General features: G+C 55.0%; 18 protein-coding genes. 10 read left to right on the top strand and 8 right to left on the bottom strand.

Translation table 11 applies throughout. The features are described 5' to 3' along the window. Positions 1-71 precede the first annotated feature (71 nt). Both IT893_RS10000 and IT893_RS10005 read right to left on the bottom strand, forming a co-directional pair. Positions 72-581 (bottom strand): GNAT family N-acetyltransferase, encoded by a 510-nt coding sequence (locus IT893_RS10000; RefSeq protein ID WP_197145069.1) that lies wholly within the window; start codon positions 579-581, stop codon positions 72-74. Between the two features lie 100 nt (positions 582-681). Then, positions 682-2,313: a diguanylate cyclase gene (locus IT893_RS10005; RefSeq protein ID WP_064780825.1), complete on the bottom strand. Its 1,632-nt coding sequence runs from the start codon at positions 2,311-2,313 to the stop codon at positions 682-684. Positions 2,314-2,600: 287 nt separating this feature from the next. Between IT893_RS10005 and IT893_RS10010 the strand changes: the two genes are divergently transcribed. Further along, entirely contained in the window at positions 2,601-3,212 is a 612-nt protein-coding gene (locus IT893_RS10010; protein ID WP_197147686.1) for an NUDIX domain-containing protein, read from the top strand. Between the two features lie 138 nt (positions 3,213-3,350). Next, a complete protein-coding gene (locus tag IT893_RS10015; RefSeq protein WP_197145070.1) occupies positions 3,351-4,349 on the top strand; it encodes a cysteine synthase A in 999 nt (332 codons plus the stop codon). Positions 4,350-4,409: 60 nt separating this feature from the next. Here the strand turns inward: IT893_RS10015 and IT893_RS10020 are convergent, their stop codons facing one another. After that, positions 4,410-5,768 (bottom strand): MFS transporter, encoded by a 1,359-nt coding sequence (locus IT893_RS10020; protein WP_197145071.1) that lies wholly within the window; start codon positions 5,766-5,768, stop codon positions 4,410-4,412. 111 nt (positions 5,769-5,879) lie between these two features. Between IT893_RS10020 and IT893_RS10025 the strand changes: the two genes are divergently transcribed. Next, on the top strand, positions 5,880-6,785 hold the full coding sequence (locus tag IT893_RS10025; RefSeq protein WP_197145072.1) for a LysR family transcriptional regulator: 906 nt from the start codon (positions 5,880-5,882) through the stop codon (positions 6,783-6,785). Between the two features lie 20 nt (positions 6,786-6,805). On the opposite strand, the gene IT893_RS10030 is transcribed toward IT893_RS10025, so the two are convergent. Further along, positions 6,806-7,393 (bottom strand): AAA family ATPase, encoded by a 588-nt coding sequence (locus IT893_RS10030; RefSeq protein WP_252723917.1) that lies wholly within the window; start codon positions 7,391-7,393, stop codon positions 6,806-6,808. Between the two features lie 82 nt (positions 7,394-7,475). On the opposite strand from IT893_RS10030, the gene IT893_RS10035 reads away from it, so the two are divergent. The 3 genes from IT893_RS10035 (at position 7,476) to IT893_RS10045 (ending at position 10,411) form a co-directional block, all read left to right on the top strand. Continuing rightward, entirely contained in the window at positions 7,476-8,495 is a 1,020-nt protein-coding gene (locus tag IT893_RS10035) for an LLM class flavin-dependent oxidoreductase (RefSeq protein WP_197145073.1), read from the top strand. Between the two features lie 181 nt (positions 8,496-8,676). After that, entirely contained in the window at positions 8,677-10,251 is a 1,575-nt protein-coding gene (locus IT893_RS10040; protein WP_197145074.1) for an L-lactate permease, read from the top strand. A 1-nt stretch (position 10,252) separates the two neighbouring features. Then, positions 10,253-10,411 (top strand): hypothetical protein, encoded by a 159-nt coding sequence (locus IT893_RS10045; RefSeq protein WP_156518947.1) that lies wholly within the window; start codon positions 10,253-10,255, stop codon positions 10,409-10,411. A gap of 54 nt (positions 10,412-10,465) precedes the next feature. Here IT893_RS10045 and IT893_RS10050 read toward each other — a convergent pair whose 3' ends face one another. Beyond that, positions 10,466-11,098, bottom strand: coding sequence for a LysE family translocator (locus IT893_RS10050; RefSeq protein ID WP_197145075.1), 633 nt, complete (start codon positions 11,096-11,098; stop codon positions 10,466-10,468). Positions 11,099-11,470: 372 nt separating this feature from the next. On the opposite strand from IT893_RS10050, the gene IT893_RS10055 reads away from it, so the two are divergent. After that, complete coding sequence (locus tag IT893_RS10055; protein WP_197145076.1) at positions 11,471-13,147, top strand: inverse autotransporter beta domain-containing protein; 1,677 nt, start codon at positions 11,471-11,473, stop codon at positions 13,145-13,147. A gap of 73 nt (positions 13,148-13,220) precedes the next feature. Then, positions 13,221-14,384, top strand: a complete 1,164-nt coding sequence (locus IT893_RS10060) for a PA0069 family radical SAM protein (RefSeq protein WP_197145077.1) — start codon at positions 13,221-13,223, stop codon at positions 14,382-14,384. Between the two features lie 48 nt (positions 14,385-14,432). Here the strand turns inward: IT893_RS10060 and IT893_RS10065 are convergent, their stop codons facing one another. From IT893_RS10065 to IT893_RS10075, 3 genes are all read right to left on the bottom strand, one after another. Next, complete coding sequence (locus tag IT893_RS10065) at positions 14,433-14,711, bottom strand: tyrosyl-tRNA synthetase (RefSeq protein WP_197145078.1); 279 nt, start codon at positions 14,709-14,711, stop codon at positions 14,433-14,435. 300 nt (positions 14,712-15,011) lie between these two features. Continuing rightward, positions 15,012-15,539, bottom strand: a complete 528-nt coding sequence (locus IT893_RS10070; protein ID WP_040823776.1) for a hypothetical protein — start codon at positions 15,537-15,539, stop codon at positions 15,012-15,014. A gap of 87 nt (positions 15,540-15,626) precedes the next feature. Further along, entirely contained in the window at positions 15,627-16,286 is a 660-nt protein-coding gene (locus IT893_RS10075; RefSeq protein WP_197145079.1) for a hypothetical protein, read from the bottom strand. A 271-nt stretch (positions 16,287-16,557) separates the two neighbouring features. On the opposite strand from IT893_RS10075, the gene IT893_RS10080 reads away from it, so the two are divergent. Both IT893_RS10080 and sseA read left to right on the top strand, forming a co-directional pair. Then, positions 16,558-17,268, top strand: coding sequence for an alanyl-tRNA editing protein (locus IT893_RS10080; RefSeq protein ID WP_197145080.1), 711 nt, complete (start codon positions 16,558-16,560; stop codon positions 17,266-17,268). Positions 17,269-17,436: 168 nt separating this feature from the next. Continuing rightward, positions 17,437-18,294, top strand: a complete 858-nt coding sequence (sseA, locus tag IT893_RS10085; protein WP_197145081.1) for a 3-mercaptopyruvate sulfurtransferase — start codon at positions 17,437-17,439, stop codon at positions 18,292-18,294. The last annotated feature ends 34 nt before the right edge of the window (positions 18,295-18,328 follow it).

The following is an 18,328-nucleotide window of genomic DNA, read 5'->3' on the forward strand; positions in this document are numbered from 1 at the left end:
AATTCGAAAAAACCGCATTTCACGCGCAATTTACGCGCGCAAAGCGGAAAAATGCGCAATATGATTTTAAGTTAGTCGACACCAACGACCTGACTGCGGCGCTGCAACAGCATGACATCACGCCATTGTCCGGCCAACGGCCCATAGCCCATGCGCCCCAGCCCGCGCTTACGGCCGACGATCTCGAAACCCAATGCCTTATGCAGGACGAGGCTTGCTTCATTTTCCGGGAAAATACCGGCTTCAAGCGACCAGATACCATTTTCCTCGCTGGCAGCAATCAAGGCTGAAAGCAGCGCTTTGCCAATACCCTTCCCGTGGTGACGGGGGTCAACATAGACCGATATCTCGGCAATCCCGCGATAGACACAGCGATTTGAAACGCCAGATAACCCGGCCCAGCCAATGACGATGTCTTTGTCGTCGCAGGCAACCAGTCGGCATTCCGGCAAATGCCCCTGATCCCAGTCTTCCCAGGTTCCTGGATTTTCCTGAAACGTGGCATGGCCCGATTTGATGGCCTGCCCATAAATTTCAACAACACGATCAGCATCAGAAACGGTCATGGAACGAACACGCATTACGGCCTCGCACAGAAACTGCCACGCAATTACCAAACAGGTGCGGCATCGAATGTCAGGAAAACATTATGGAAAGCGATGATAATCGATGATCCGGTGATCAGCTATCTTGTTCTTGCCCGGCGAAGCGAAAGACAAGTTGATCACGTCCGGCATCCTTTGCTGCGTACATTGCTTCGTCTGCGACCTTCATCGCTTCTGATAGTTCGATGAATTTTTGCCGGCCCTCGCCGCCAACCGTCGCGCCAAAGCTGGCCGTGACATTGACATACTCCGTGCCGGACTTGTCGATTGGCACCCTGATTTCGCGGATCATGTTCGACAAACGCTCGCCAATGCGTTTGGTGACCGCTGCAGTCGCAGATGGCAGCAATACCGCAAATTCCTCGCCCCCCAGACGAACGACAAGGTCGTCGTCACGCAACGCCTGACGCAAGGTATCAGCAACCCTTTCAAGAACCCGGTCGCCCACCGCATGCCCGTGGGTGTCATTCACATCCTTGAAGTAATCAAGATCAAGAACGATCAACCCGAACAGCCAGCTTTTATCCTTGAGATGGCGAATTTCGCGCAATCTGCTGACCGCGCTTTCAAAACCGCGACGGTTGAGCGCACGGGTCAACGCATCGGTTGACGCCAAGGTGTCTAGCATCTGCTCCTTGCGTTTGTGATCGGTAATGTCAGTCGCCGACACCATGACGCCGCCATCATCCATCATGTTCATGCGGATGTCGGCCAGACGGCCCGATGGTGTTTGCATTTCGTCGATATTGGCATGGCCATGCCCGTTTCGCATCATCTCGGCACAACATTCATGCAGTGCCGAAATATCAAATACCGGTTCGGAGCCATCCGTTGTTTCTCCGCCGAAAAGACGGGAAAACTCGTGATTGAAATGAATAACCTCAAGCTTGTCATCAAGCATCGCAACAGCCGACGGCACCATCCGGATGACTTCGGTTACCGCCTGTTCAAGGCTTGCTTTGGCCCGGACAAGTTGCTGATGCATTTCGACTTCGTCGCGAACATCATGGGCAGTCGTCAGGATCGCCGGCTTGCCGTCATACCAAAGAATGCGTTCATCGGTCAGGTCACGCCAGACCGAGCTGCCATCATCGAGAATATCGCGCACACGGTGCCGGTCGCCGCGTCTTTCGCCGCTCAGAATTGCCGCGACATGGCGAATTGCGCGCGGACGATTTTCGTCGGGGATAAAGCGGAGGATATTCGGGTTTTCCATAAAGGCGCTGACGTCCTTTGCCCCCATCAGGCGGGCAAAGCTTTCATTAACGTACAATGCAGTCATGTTGCGATGGACCATGACACCAATAAAAGACCGACCCAGCATATGGTCGACCTGCATCGCAGTCGTACCATTATCAATCATCTGTGCCGTGGTCAGGACCGCATTACCGCCTTCCCATTCGACGGTCTCGTCACTGATTTCCATCCAGACCGGCGTTCCATCCGTCCGGATGTTGTAGACTTTCTTCCAGCCGTGGAAACCGCTGCTTTTCTGGAAACTGTTGGAAAGCTTGTCCGCCTCGTGATGGAAACTTGGCGGAATATACTGGCGCATGTCCGGGTCGCTCATAAAGTCCGAGACATCGCGACGGCCCAGCATTTTCGCATAGGCATCGTTGACATACACAGCTTCGAGATCCTTGTGTACAACAACGCCTACGCGTGACCGCCCATACAGACGTGCGATTTCTGTTGGTTCGAACCGCATCAACGTCCTGTATCCCCCGACACATCTAACCCCTGAATGAAAGCACAGTTATCTAAGACTTGTTTCTCTGCGCACCATATTCAAAAGATTACATCAGTTTTGATGCAATTGAAACCGACGGATGCCACCCTCGCACCAGCAAATATGGTCACGATGAGAAACATCATGGTATCAAATAACAGTAGATCAGCCCGAATATATAAGAACTACAAAATATTAAGAGCAACGATAAATCAACTGAATAGATCGACAATGTCACATTTTCCGGGAGAAACGCCGTGACAGAAATGAAATTTAAAATAATTGCCAAAAATCGAAGCTGGGACGGTTACTGCAAGATTGATGTCTATCAGCTGCAACATGACCGATTTGATGGTTGTCAAAGCCCCGTCCTGCAACGCGAAGTCCTGGAACGTGGCCACGCTGTTGCCGTCCTGCCCTATGATCCGGTCCGCGATGAAGTTGTGCTGATTGAACAATTCCGCCCCGGCGCGATTTCTGTCAACGACAGCGACCCAACAATGCCGGTCTGGCTGACCGAAATCGTTGCAGGCATCATAGAAGACGGCGAAACGGCCGAAGATGTTGCACGCCGTGAAACGTTCGAAGAAGCTGGATGCGAACTTATCGGATCGCCCGAACTGATTTCGCATTATTACGTCACACCGGGCTGTTCGACTGAAACGGTCCACCTGTTTTACGGTCAGGTCGATACCACCAATGTTGGCGGGCTGCATGGTGTCGCCGAGGAAGGTGAAGATATCCGGGTCTTCACAGTATCGGCCGAAGAATGCTTTGCCATGTTGCAGAATGGACAACTCTGCAATGCAATGACGACCATCGCCGTTCAGTGGCTGATGCTAAACCGCGACCGACTTCGGCAGAATTCAGAGGCTTGAGGATGCCGAAGTGATTAATCAGAAAAACAGTAATCACACAAACTTTACGTTATATTTTTTAATCTGCCTTGACTTTTGTGTGCAAAAAGACCAATCAACTATCAAACACATTTGAAATCACCATGTTTGGAGTCTGTCATGGACATTCGCAATGGCACCATCGAAGCCATTGGCCGCACCCCGCTTGTGAAGCTTAAAAAGGTTTCCGAGCTGACGGGCTGCACCATTCTTGGCAAGGCGGAATACGCAAACCCGGGCGGGTCGGTCAAGGACCGCGCAGCCCTTGCCATTATTCGCGACGCTGAGGCGCGCGGTCTTCTGAAACCGGGCGGCGTCATCGTCGAAGGTACGGCTGGCAACACCGGCATCGGTCTTGCTGTTGTCGGCAATGCGCTGGGCTATCGCACCGTGATCGTTATCCCGGAAACCCAAAGCCAGGAAAAGAAAGACCTGCTGCGGCTTCTCGGTGCGGATCTGCGCGAAGTTCCGGCTGTCCCCTATCGCGATCAGAACAACTATGTGCATGTGTCGCGCCGTCTGGCCGAGGAGCTTGCAAAGTCCGAACCGAATGGCGCCATCTGGGCCAACCAGTTTGACAACGTTGCCAACCGTCGGGGTCACATCGACACCACCGCACCCGAAATTTGGGAACAGACCGATGGCAAGGTGGATGGCTTTATCTGTGCGGTTGGTACCGGCGGGACACTTGCCGGTGTTTCGATGGCGCTTAAGGATCGTAACAAAAACATCCAGATTGGCCTCGCCGATCCGATGGGTGCCGCCCTTTACAGCCACTACAAGTTCGGTGAACTGAAATCCGAAGGCAGCTCGATCTCAGAGGGTATCGGTCAGGGTCGTATCACCGCCAACCTTGAAGGCGTTGAGATCGATCACCCGTTCCAGATCTCGGACGAGGAAATGTTGCCGATCGTGTTTGACCTGCTCAAGGAAGAAGGTCTGTGCATGGGGGGCTCTACGGGGATCAACATTGCCGGTGCTGTCCGTCTTGCGCGTGAACTAGGCCCGGGCAAAACCATCGTCACCATCCTGTGTGACCTTGGTACACGCTATCAGAGCAAGCTTTGGAACCCGGCGTTCCTTAAGGAAAAAGGCCTGCCGAGCCCTGATTGGCTCTAGGCAGAATCCACCCTGAAAGATAAAACCCCCGTCCGGTTTCCGGCGGGGGTTTTATTTTGGTCAGGTCGCGCGGGCAACCTCGTTTCGGGATTGGCGGAGATCCTGCGCCGCACGCACCCAAAGATAAAGCCCGCAGAGCAGCGCGCAGAGCAACAACGATCCAGCAAAGCCCGCCACCGCGTTCCATCCGCCCTGATCCCAGAACCAGCCACCAACCGATCCCATGATGCTGGAGCCCAAATAATAGGCCAGAAGATACAGCGATGATGCATGTCCCTTGGCCGTTTCGGCAAGTCGCCCGACCCAGCCACTGGCAATCGAATGGGCAACGAAAAAACCACTGGTCAGGATGATAATCCCGCCAATGATCACCGACAGGCTGTCAGATACGGTCAGTCCGACACCAAGGGCCGCCAACAACAGCCCCACCACCAGCACCGAGCCACGCCCGATCTTGTCAGATAGCGCACCGGCAATCGATGAGGTCACCGACCCGCACAGATAGACCACAAAGATCAACCCGATCTGACTTTGCGACAGGCCATAGGGCGCATCCAAAAGACGGAAACCAACATAGTTAAACACGGTGACAAAGCAGCCCATGGCAAAGGCCCCGATCAGAAACACGAACGGCAAGCCCGCATGTTTCAGATGCCCGCCCCAGGCCCGCAGGTGATACCCCACCTGAAAACCGGGACGCCGGACAAAGTTGCGCGATGCCGGCAACAGAACGGCAAACCCAAGGGCCGCGACAAGGCCCAATGTCCCCATCGCGCCAAGGGCAATGTGCCAGCCGAACAGATCGGTCAGAAAACCGATCACGACACGGCCGCTCAGGCCGCCGATCGCCGTCCCGCTGATATAGATGCCCATCGCCATGCCAAGGCCCTTGGGATCTATTTCCTCGGCCAAATAAGCCATGGCAACGGCCGGAACCCCGCCCAGCATCAGGCCTTCCAGTGCACGCACAACAAGAAAGGCGTGCCAGTCGGACAGAAATGGCGCGATCAGGTTCAAAACAGATGCCACGCAGATAGAAATCAGCATCAGCTGCTTGCGCCCGACGGCCTCGGACACCGCACCGGCCAACAAAATGGCAAAGGCCAGAAACCCGGTGGTCAACGAGAGTGCAAGCGAGCTTTCAGCTGGCCCAACCACAAAGTGGCTTGCAAGTTCCGGCAACAGTGGCTGCACACAGTAAATCAGCGAAAAGGTCGCGTATCCGGCCAAAAACAGTGCAATGCTGATACGGCGAAATGCGGCCGATCCCGGCTTTATCCAAACCGGATCGCCAGACGCATTTGCGTTGGTGGACGCGAGCGGGCTTTGCGAACGTATGGGGGGCGTTGCATCAGATGACGCCGTATCAGCAGCACTATCAGAATGTTGTTCTGGGTCAGTGTCCCGGGAAACAGACATTTGCGACCTCTTTTGGAATGGTTCGTGGGGTGACGCTTATGATTGCACTATCGCGTCTATCCGTCCAATATATGGAACTGTCTTCTTTGATATCTTTTGGATATATCATCAATGGAACTGCGCCATATCCGCTACTTCCTTGCCGTCGCCCGCGAGGGGAATTTTACCCGTGCTGCGGCCCGCATCGGCATCGGGCAGCCACCGCTTAGTCAGCAAATCCGCGATCTGGAAAATGAAATCGGCACCGCCCTTTTTCATCGTGTTCCGCATGGTGCCGAACTGACCGAGGCCGGAACGGCGTTTCTTGAGGTCGTCGCCCAATTTCCCGATCTGGCAGAGCGCGCCATTCGTGCTGCCCAACGCGCCGGACGCGGCGAAGTCGGATCGATCCGGGTGGGATTCACGGCGTCCGCCGCATTCAGCCCGTCTGTCCCACGCGTCTTCCGTGACTTCCGGCGCAGTTACCCCGGCGTTGAGATGACACTCGAAGAAGCCAACTCCGCCCAACTTGTCGCCGGCCTGCGCGATGAACGTCTTGATGCGGTGTTCCTGCGACAAGATACGATTGCGGGCGATGGCATTCGCCTGCATGTGATTTCAAGCGAACCGATGGTGCTTGTCCTACCCTCCGGCCACCCGGCCGCCCAACGTGAAAAAGTCGCCCTGTCAGAACTCCGTGACGAGGCCCTGATCCTGACCCCGCGTGCGGTTGGGCCAACCCATTACGACAAGGTTGTCACCGCCTGCCGTGACGCCGGGTTTGAGCCGCAAATGGGCCAGATCGCGCCACAGCTCGGATCCGTAATCAATTTCGTTGCGGCCGAGCTTGGCTTTTCACTGGTCCCCAAACCAATGACGCAGCTTCAGGCAAAGGGTGTCGCCTATCGCGAAATTGAAGGCGAAGTGCCCATTGCGCAGTTGTCGCTGGCCTATCGCAGCAATGATATCTCGATTGCTCTTCGCAATTTCGTCAGCCGTGCGCTCGCCGCCCATCGGCAACCAAGAATTGATGAATAGACGAATAGCTATGTTTTAATTCAGATACTGGCGATCTTCTTCCGAACAAAACTGACAAGTATGTCAGAAGAAGCACAAAGGGATTGGGCCGCGGTGTCAATCACCAGATCCACATCCGGCCAGGGGTGATATTCACGATCACATACCTTTTGCCAGTCGGGCAGTTTCAGGTTTTCTATGTCACCCTTTCGGGTTTCAACCCGGTAACGATGCTCATCAACATCAGAACAAATCAGTTCAATCTGCACAAAAGGCTTGTCTGCGATTATCGCGGCTTCTCGCCACGCGGCGCGGGATAATTCGATCGGATTTACCGCATCGCCGATCACAAGGTGGCCAAGGCGCAAATTATCTGTCGCGATCCGGTTTGCAGCGACATACCCAACCGGGCCCATTTCATCGGATGGTACGACACCGCAATCAATAACTGCCTGCTCGATTGTATCAATTCGCAGATGGATCGCGCCAAGTTCCTGAGCCACCAATCTGGCAATTGACGTTTTGCCGACACCGGGCAATCCACCAAGAATAATCAACATTTTCAACGTCCCTTGATTGTGCCTGTATATGAACATTCCAGTTAGGGACTGGCAAGATGGTTCATTCACGCTAGATTAATGCCAACTGTGAAATCAGGCGCGCCGCTGAAGTCTATTTCTGTGATGCCCGCGCCAAACCGAAAGTCTGGCTATGCTAAGATATTCCCTTCTTGATCTTTGCCCGGTAAATGCGGGTGAACATCCCTCCGATGCGTTGCGAAATACGCTGGCACTCGCCCAACATGCCGAAAAGCTTGGCTATCATCGTTATTGGCTGGCCGAACATCACAATATGCCCGGCATCGCCAGTGCCGCGACGTCTGTTGTCATGGCCCATGTCGCGGCGGGTACCAAAACCATCCGCGTTGGGTCAGGTGGCGTCATGCTACCCAACCATGCGCCGCTGGTAATTGCCGAACAGTTCGGCACCCTTGATGCACTTCATCCGGGCCGTATTGATCTGGGCATTGGCCGTGCGCCGGGCACGGATCAACGCACCGCAGCCGCCCTTCGCCGTGACATGCATGGGTCCGAGGAACGCTTCATTCAGGATGTCCTGCAGGTACAGGCATTCCTTGCCCCGCTTGAAGGCAATCCACCAATCCGGGCCGTGCCGGGCTATGGCTCGCAGGTCCCGATGTGGCTTTTGGGCAGCAGCCTGTTTTCAGCTGACCTCGCCGCCCGTCTTGGCCTGCCCTTTGCCTTTGCATCGCACTTTGCGCCCGACATGCTGATGGATGCGCTGACCCTTTATCGCAACCGGTTTGAGCCAAGCGAAGCACTTGATAAGCCCTATGCGGTTGCCGCGATGGGCTTCTTTGCCGCCGATACCGACGAGGAAGGCGAATATCTGGCCACCTCGATGCAGCAGCAGTTCCTGAACCTGCGCCGCGGGACGCCAGGCCAATTGCCAAAACCTGTCAAGGATATGAGCGAAATCTGGAACCGCGTCGAAAAGGCTGGCGTTGATCACGCCATGCGCTATGCCGCGATTGGCGGGCGCGATACGGTGCGCAAGAAACTGCGCGAATTTGCCTATATAACCAAGGCAGACGAAATCATGGTCACCGCCAACATCTATGATCAGACGGCACGCCTGAAATCCTTTGAAATCGCTGCCGAGCTGTTTGGCGAAATGAATGCAAAGTCCGAGAACAAAGACTGCGCCTAAGACCAAGCGACACCTTGTTTTTGCAAATGCCGGGTTCCCGAGTGAATCCGGCATTTTGCTTTCATCATACGAAATACCAGAACACACCACTTGCGCTTGCATCATTGGTCGGACAATATGCGCGTCCCGTTGAAGACTTCAACGATAGCCCCTTGTTTCAAAAGGTTATGGTGCGCCCTTCATGACCAACTTCCTGCTGGCAGCCCTGCCAATTGCGACCATTCTGTTTCTGATGATCAAGGTCAACTGGGGCGCTGCGCGTGCTGGTGCGGCTGCCTGGTTTGTTACCGTCATCCTAGCAGTGTTCTTCTTTGGCGCGCCGACCGACATGCTGATCATTGCCCAGGCCAAGGGCGTGATGCTGGCCCTTTACATCCTTTATATCGTCTGGGCCGCACTGATCCTGTATTTCGCGGCCGAAGAAGCCGGCGCGATCAAAACCATCGGGCGTGCCATTCGATCACTCACGGATGATCGGCCACTACAGCTTTTGATCTTGGGCTACGTGTTCGCAAGCTTCCTTCAGGGCGTTGCGGGCTTCGGCGTTCCGATTGCCGTTGTAGCACCGCTTTTGCTTGGCATGGGTTTCTCACCGGTTTTGGCGGTTGCTGCCCCGATGATCGGTCATAGCTGGTCAGTGCTGTTTGGCAATATGGCGACTTCGTTCGAGGCACTGATTGGTGTTACCGGCATTCCGGGTACCGAACTAACCCATTATTCGGCAATCCTTCTTGGCCTGTCGGGCTTTATGTGTGGGGCGGCTGTTTTGTGGCTTGATGGCGGGTTCAGCACCATTCGCCGTCGCATTGTGCCGCTGGTCCTGATTTCCGGCGTCATGGGCGTTGTGCAGTATTTCATGGCCAATTACGGCGTCTGGACATTGGGTGGCTTGACCGCCGGGATCTCCGGGCTTGTCGCCTCCATCATTGTGACCCGGTTCTGGAAACCGCATCCCGATGATGTCGCTGAGCAGGTTGCCGATGATCATCAGCACATGCCCTTGATCGAGGCACTGACCCCCTATCTGGTGTTTATCGTGCTGGTCACCATGGCGACCTTTGTTCCTGCAGTCGAGATGCTGCTTGGCAAGATCCGCTTCACGCTTGAGTTCCCGGAAACGGCCACTGCAACCGGTTGGGTGATCGAAGCCGAAAGTGCCAAGGCCATCGCGATCTTTGGCCATCCGGGCGCGCTTTTGCTTTATACCGCCGCCATCAGCTTCACGTTCTTTAAGCTGCGCGGTCATTACGATGACCGCATTGGTAAACGTATCTGGCAACGCACGCTGAAAAGCGGCCTTCCGACCAGCATCGGCATGGTGCCGGTGATCGGTCTTGCCATCATCATGGACCATGCCGGCATGACCTATGCCCTGGCCGAAGGCGGGGCTGCGGTCTTTTCCGGGGCGTTTGCCATTGCCTATCCGGTGATTGCACCGGCAATTGGCGCGCTGGGTGCCTTCATGACCGGCAGCACGAATAATTCCAACGTTGTCTTTGGCATGTTCCAGCGCCACACCGCCGAACTTTCCGGCCTTTCAACCGCCCTTGTTCTGGCCGCCCAAGCAACGGGCGCATCACTTGGCAGCATGCTGGCACCGTCAAAAATTCTGGTTGGCTGCTCGACTGTCGGGTTGTCGGGCAAGGAAGGACCAGTGCTGTCGGTCGTTCTTAAAACCGGTGTTATCCTGACCGCACTATGCGGCTTAATGGCACTGGGCATACTTCTGATCACGACGATGAACGGGGGCGCGTAACATGAAAAACAAACTGTTTAACCCGGTCTTTCTGGTCCTGACCTCAATCATCCTGCCTATTGCGGCGTTTGAGGCCCTGGTGACAGACAACGTCGCCGCAAGCGACATTCTGTTTGCCCTGTTCTGTGCTGTCATGGCCCTGATTGTCGTGCGCAAATAAAAAGCCCGCCGATCCACCTGACCGACGGGCTTACAAGAATATCTTGGCCAAACCTTAGGGGCGAAGGGCTGCCAGCTTGACGCCAAAGGCAATGAATACTGCCCCGGTGGTTGCCTTGAGCGCACGTTGGAAACGACCACTCCCGGCAAAGCGGGTCAGGCGTGCCAGCAACATGATCATGGCTGCAAACCAGATGGCGTTGATCGCCGCATGCAAGCACACCAGCATGAAGGCCGAGGTCATCGCCCCCTCACCCACCGGGATGAATTGCGGAAACGCTGCCAGATAGAATATCGAGACTTTCGGGTTCAGCGCATTGGTCAGAAATCCCTCGCCATAGGCCTTGATCAGGGTGCGTTTGCGCTTTGCCGGTGATACTTCGGCAACCGTTTTCACCCCGCGCCAGGCATCACGCAATGCCTTGAACCCGACCCAGCACAGATAAGCTGCCCCCAAAAATTTGACGATCATGAAGGCCTGTGCCGATTGCACAAGGATGACCGAAATACCAAGGATCGACAGAGTCCCATGCAGGTAAAAGGCCGTCACAAATCCGGCCACATTGGCCATCCCGGCCATACGTCCTGATGTCGGCACAGTCTTTGCGACCAGCACGCCATTGGGGCCTGGCGACATGACAAGCAGTGACGCAACCAGCGCAAAACTCAAAACCTGTGACCAATCCATGGGGCGATCCTTTGCAAATGATCAAACGGTGCGCATTGACTGATGACGTTTCGCACCTTGCCTTGACTATATCCCGCCTTGATCAACCAACAAGAAAATCATTGTGGCCATACATTTTCCCTGCCCGGTCCGGTCAGCCTGCCGGGATCAGGAAAATGATAACTTCTGGGAAAATGATAACTTCTGGGAAAATGATAAAGAATAGAAGTGGCCGCCAGCATCAGGCGGCACTACGGTCGGTGCAACAAAATCAATATGGCAAAAGCCATGCAACGGCGGGGCACGAAACTCCCCACGAGCAAAATCTTCTGATGTCTTGGCAATGTGCCTGCCCCCGCAGGCGCAATGTGAGCCCTGCTGACTAGGTTAAACATGCACGTTACACGATCCATCCTTTCTATCCTTCTTAGCGCCCCCTTCCTGCTAGCTGCACCAGTTGCCCAAGCCGCCGCAGAACCACCCGGCCCGAAATGGGGACCGCATATTGATCTCGAAGGCAAAGGCGGAACAGATCGTAACCTTGGCGAGACGGACCTGTTCATTCCGCTTTGGCAGGATGAGGACACACTGACCTTCACCAGCCTTCGCGCCCGGATGGATGACAATAACAGCCACGAAGGGAACTTCGGTCTTGGCATCCGGCAGATGCTTGATTCGGGATGGAACATTGGTGGCTATGGTTACTTTGACCGCCGCCACAGCCCCTATGGCAACAAATTCAACCAATTGACCTTCGGTGCAGAGGCCCTATCACTTGATTGGGACTTTCGCGCCAATGCCTATGTCCCGATCGGCACGACACAATACTTCGAGGACAGTCTAAGTACTGTTGATGTGAGTGGCACAACCTTGATGTACAATCAGGGTGAAGAACGTGCATTACGTGGCTTTGACGGGGAAATTGGCTGGCGCATTCCGTTATTTGCGGCTGATGCAGGACAGCAACTCCGTGCCTATGCCGGTGGTTATCGCTTTAAGGAAGACGGCGTTGATACGGTACAGGGTCCGCGTGGGCGACTGGACCTGACCTTTGATGAAGTTCCCTTTTTGTGGGAAGGGTCGCGCTTCTCTCTCGGGGCGGAAATTCAGCATGACAGCCCACGGGGCACGCAGGGCTTTGCCAGCTTCCGCCTTCGTATCCCGTTGCAGGGCTTTGGCGATACTCCGAAACCCCGCCTGAGCGCGATGGAACGGCGCATGACCGATCCCATCATTCGCGACATTGATGTGGTCAGTCAGGCCGGACAGTTTTCAGAAGCAACTGAAATCACCCAGACTGCCGACGGGGAAACGATCACAGTTCTGAACAGCAACTCGACATCGGCGGCGAACTTTGCCACTGACATTGCCAATGCAGGTGCCAATTCAACCGTGATCCTGAGCGGCAATTACACCGCAATCAATTCCGTCACAACGGTTCAGAGTGGACAAACAATTGTCGGGGGTGGCGCACTCGACATCAAAACCCCGACAGGACGGTCGGTTACGGTCACCATTCCGGATGCATCGATCTCGGGCACCGGCAGCAATGGCGGCGCCGGCGGTGGTGCACGTCTCTTTAACATGGCCGATAACAGCAGTCTGGTTGGTGTGACCGCGAACGTTAACACGACCGGGTCAGCATACATCGTCCACATCGAAGGAAAGCAAAATGTTACCATTCGGAACAACAACCTGACAACGCAGAACGGCACCTCAACCGCAGGCGCTATCATAATCAGAGACAGCCAGGATGTTACGATCAAGAATAATGTTTTATCCATTACCTCCGATGGAAATGGTGCCCGATTCCTGGCGATTATCGGCAACAATTCCAACATCAGCATCGATGACAACAAGCTTTCCGTGAGCGGAGCAGGCTTCGACAAGCGATTTGTATTCTTCGCCAATTCATCAACCATAAACAACCTGTCAGGGACAGGTAACACCACCAATAACCTCAACCCATGTGGTGACGGCGGCGGAACCCTTCCCACCGTTACTGGCTCAGTCACGGTAGACGGCACCGCGGTAGACAGCACCGCAGTAAACAACCTCGAATGTCGATAGCTTGATACTGTACAAAATCTGGACATATCGGCTTTGGCTTGAATGTTCTTTTTTTGTTCTTTATTGTGAGCATATGAAGAACAATATCAGCCAACCCCATGCCCACACCGGCGCTGTCATTTTTGATGATGGATGGTCAAACGCGAAATGTGATCTGAACATCTTGCCCGCCCGCGGACAAAAGGGACGCGGCGCGATGTCCAATATTGACGGGCGATTTGAACGTCATATCCATCAGGCGGTTGATGACGGATGGCTGGGCACATTGATGGAAGATCAGGACGCCCCACGCACCAAAACCACCCTTGGCATAGATGGTGCGCGTTCTGTGATCACCCGCAATCAAAGCCCGGATGTCCCGTTTGATCGCTCGATCAACCCCTATCGTGGCTGTGAGCATGGCTGTGTGTATTGCTTTGCGCGCCCGACCCATGCCTATCTGGGTCTGTCGCCCGGTCTTGATTTTGAAACCAGACTTTTCTGGAAACCGGAAGCCGCCGAGCTTTTGCGCAAGCAGCTGTCGTCAAAAGCCTATCAACCCGCCCCGATCGTGATTGGCACAAGTACCGATCCCTATCAGCCAGTTGACCGCGACAAGCGACTGACGCGGTCGATCATCGAAGTTCTGGCCGATTGCCAACATCCCTTTTCGCTGATCACCAAAAGCGCACTGGTCACCCGTGACATTGATCTGATTGCCCCGATGGCCGCCCGAAACCGGGCATCGGTGGCAGTATCCGTCACAAGCCTTGATCACCGGCTGTCAAACCTTCTGGAACCCCGTGCCTCTGCCCCACACCGCAGGCTTGAGGCCATCCGAAAACTGTCAGATGCCGGCATTCCCGTCACCGTCCTTTGTGCGCCGGTTATTCCGGGCCTGAATGATACGGAGATCGAAAAGATCGTTGCAGCCTGCAAGGACGCCGGTGCGCAATCGATTGGTCACATCGTCTTGCGCCTGCCGCTTGAAATCGCCGATCTGTTCGAAGAATGGCTAGAGGCCCATTACCCTGATCGCAAGGCAAAGGTGATGTCGCTGATCCGTCAGATGCGCGATGGCCAAACCTATCAGTCGGAATTTGGCACCCGCATGCGCGGCACCGGCCCGATTGCCGATCTGATCACCAAACGTTTTGAGGCTGCCCGCAAAAAGCATGGCCTGACCAACCGGTCTCTCAACCTTGATTGCGGCGGTTTCAAACGTCCCAGCGCGAACGGGCAAATGTCGCTGTTCTGACATCACCAGCAACATCGCCCATATCCCGCAACAGATACCCCATCCGGTTCAGTCCGCGCGCCGGATCAGCATCGTGCTGTTGCCCCCAACCGTAAGGCGCAGCACTTCGCCATCATCAAAGGCGTAGCTCAGGATATGATGGTCGGGATCAATGATCTGTTTGCCTTCGATGGTGACAGCACCACGTGCAACCAGTTCACTTGCCGCCGTGCTGGTCTCGGCAAAACCGGCCATCAGAATAAGCGGCACCACCCCGATCCCGTCTTTCAGGGCATTGGGCGTGAAATCAAGTGTCGGCATGCGATCAGCAAGAGAGATATGGGTCATTTTCCGGTTTCCTTGTTGGTGAAGCCACCTCGGGCAAACCGGTTTATGGAAAAAACAAAGGCCGCCCTGGGGCAGCCGGTCTTGGTTTAATTTACAAACACATCAACAGGCGCCGCGCTATGTGCACGACGTAAAATAGGCGTTCTGATGTGTAATAATGTTTTCCATGCTTTTATGCATATGGCGCTTTTTTCGTTTGGTCAAGCCGCTTGTTGCCCCCCCCCCACGCCAAAGAAAACACCCGCCAGCAAAACCGGCGGGTGCAACGAAACATTGATGCCTGACCTAAAAGCGAAGATCCTAGCTGACAACCCGATAGCGGGCATGCACTGCCGGTTCGCTGATGATGGCGGGATCGATCATGGCATTCACCGCGTCCTGTGCTTCGCTGGCGGCAACACCTTCGCGGTCCTTGGCGTTTACATTTCCGTCTTCGCAAAGCGCCCTGGCACGTGCACTTTCAAAGAAGCGCAAACCACGTTTTTCCATGACATACAGGGTTTCACCACCCCACTGTCCGGTCCAGACAAGACCAGAAAGACCTTCCATTTCCCGTTCAATCCGGGTCGGCGAAATCGGCATTCCGAGGCAAGTGGTCAAAAGGAAGGAAAGTTCGGCCGCGGTCACCCCGTCTTCACAGCATTCCTCGGCCAGAACCGACATCACCGCCATGGTCACAACCCGAAGCGAAACCTTTTCCGCATCAAGCCCCGGGAACCGGTTTTGCTGAAGTTCGACAATGTCGTTGGCAATACGATCAACATCGCCACGAATGACATAACGGCCCCGCCATACCCGGCAGCTGCTTCTGACTTCCCACGCGCTCATGATTTGGTCCCACCCGTTTTTGTTTGTCCCTGCTAAAAAAGATACAACAAACATACATAACGTCAATATCTTTTTCGACTTTTTGTATTATTTTATACACTCGTCACGAAACCAGCGGAAGCCATCAGCAGCAACGGTGTAACCGTCCTCGCCCTCGACCTCTTCAAGGTAGCCTCTTGCCACGGCCACATGGAAATCCCGGCTAAAATTGCGCGGCATCCGCAGGTGATCCTGGCGGCGCAAAAGCCGGCGGACATCACCGCGCGTTACAAAACTCCTGCTGTCGCGATATTGCAGCCAGATTGCCGCCAGCAAGATTATCTCGGCAAAGCCACGCGGTTGCAGGCGTCCGACCAGATCGGCAAAACTGCCAACAAATCCCGTAATGAACATGCCGGGATCTATTGCGCCGGAAAATGCCGCATCGCCTGTATATCCAATGGCACCATATGTCTCGCCCGCCCCCGGCACGCTACTGGCTGCGGTCACGGCGCGATCATCCACCTTGCCCCCCGCACCTTCCTTGGCGAAGCCATCAACCGCGCCGTTATCGCGCGGGTGACCGCCACCCGAAACACCAGGTACAGAACCACGCACCGCGCCAACAGCCATACCCGGCACTGACGGCGCCTGCCCGAACAAAGCAGCCATAACCACCGGCAAACGCGCAGGCGGGATCGCACATTCGAGATCGACTGGCCCGAAGTCCCCTTCACCGGAAAGCTTGACATGGATAATGGCTGGCACGGCTATATCACTCCTGAAACACAACGCAGCGATATCATACATTACGTATAATTTTCAACATCAATATTACATTTATGTATACTAACTTACATACCAGCCGACGGATTGCCGTAACTTTGGCCTCGACAATTGCCGGTCCGCCACCGCACCATAATCCCGGCAATCAATCCTTTCGCACCAATCCTGTGCGACGAACGGACGCCCCGGCACCAAACGCCGGGCGGTAAAATCAAGAACGCCATCAACCGCCACCAACGGGAGACCAGAAAACATGACACGCCTGATGTTTCGCGAAGACGCCTATGCACAGAATTGCAATGCCACCGTCACCAGCATTTCAGATCGCGGCATTGAACTTGATCAAACGGTGTTTTACGCGACCGCTGGCGGCCAATCGGGTGATATCGGTACACTAACCCTTAGCGATGGCACGACCCTTCCCGTCGTTACCACGGTCAAGGATCGCGAAACCGGGCGTATCTTGCACATCATTGCTGATGATCATCCCCTGCCCGCGGTTGGCGATACGATCACAGCCGAACTTGATTGGGACAACCGCCACAAGCTGATGCGCTTTCACACCTGCCTGCATCTTCTGTGTGCTGTGATCGAAGGCGATGTCACGGGCGGCAATATCGCTGCCCACAAGGCGCGGCTGGACTTCAACCTGCCAGAGCTCACGCTCGATAAGGATGAAATCAGTGAGAAGCTTAACGAACTGATCGCACGCGATGCCGATGTCTATGACGGGGAAATCTCCGTGGCCGAGCTTAAAGCCAACCCGGAACTGGTGCGCACCATGTCGGTACAGCCGCCAATGGACGGACATTCCATCCGGACCGTCACCATCGAAGGGATCGATTTCCAACCCTGTGGCGGTACCCATGTGCGCAAAACCGGCGAGATCGGCAAGGTCATGGTTTCCAAGATCGAAAAGAAAGGCCGCCAGAACCGACGGATCAATATCGTATTTGACGACTGATGCCATTTGCAATTGGCAACCAGCAAACATACGGATCACCACCATCCGGTTTGACTGCCAGTTGCCAGCAAGCGGCAGGACCGTTACAAATTTAAATAGATTCAGGACCAAATTTAAAACAATCCCGGAACCAACCGGAAATCCACCACCGTCAATCGGAGCTTGTCCATGACCAACCCACTTTCCGACGCCCTTGTGTCCACCCAATGGCTTGCGGATCACCTTGATGCACCGGATGTGCGCGTCGTCGATGCCAGCTGGTACATGCCAGCCGAAAACAAGAATGCCCGCGACTTCTATGATGCCGAACACATTCCGGGCGCAGTTTTCTTTGATATCGATGATATTGCCGCCGATGACAGCGCCCCGCTGCCACACATGATGCCCGATGCAATCAAGTTTTCCGCCAAGGTTCGCAAACTTGGCCTCGGCGATGGTGTCCGTGTGGTTGTCTATAGCCAAAAGGGTTCCGCCCTTGCCGCCTGCCGTGCATGGTGGATGCTGCGTCATTTTGGCCACCACGATGTCGTCGTGCTCGATGGCGGCCGGCCAAAATGGATCGCCGAGGGACGCCCGGTCACTGATGCACCGACCCCGCCGCGCGAACGCCACTTTACCGCACGCGCCAACAGCTTTTTGCTGCGTGAATATGATCAGGTTCTATCGAACGTCAAAACCAAACGCGAACAGCTGGTGGATGCGCGCGCAGGCGAGCGGTTCCGTGGTGAAGTTGACGACCCGTGGGGCAAATCTGGCCACGTTCCCGGCTCCTACAACCTGCCCTTTACCGAACTTCTGAATGCTGATGGCACGTTCAAGTCGGCGGATGAAATCAAGGCCGCGTTCGACGCAGCAGGTGTCGATCTCAACAAACCGATTGTTGCAAGCTGTGGTTCGGGCGTTACCGCCTGTGTCCTTGCCATGGGGGCCTATATTTCCGGCCACAAACAGGTCGCGGTCTATGACGGATCCTGGGCGGAATGGGCCACCACGGAAGACAGCCCGGTTGATACCGGCCCGGCCTGACCATCCGGCCCCGTCCGTATCACACATTTAAAAA

The sequence above is a fragment of the Thalassospira sp. A40-3 genome (genome assembly GCF_015871485.1).
GTDB lineage: Bacteria > Pseudomonadota > Alphaproteobacteria > Rhodospirillales > Thalassospiraceae > Thalassospira > Thalassospira tepidiphila.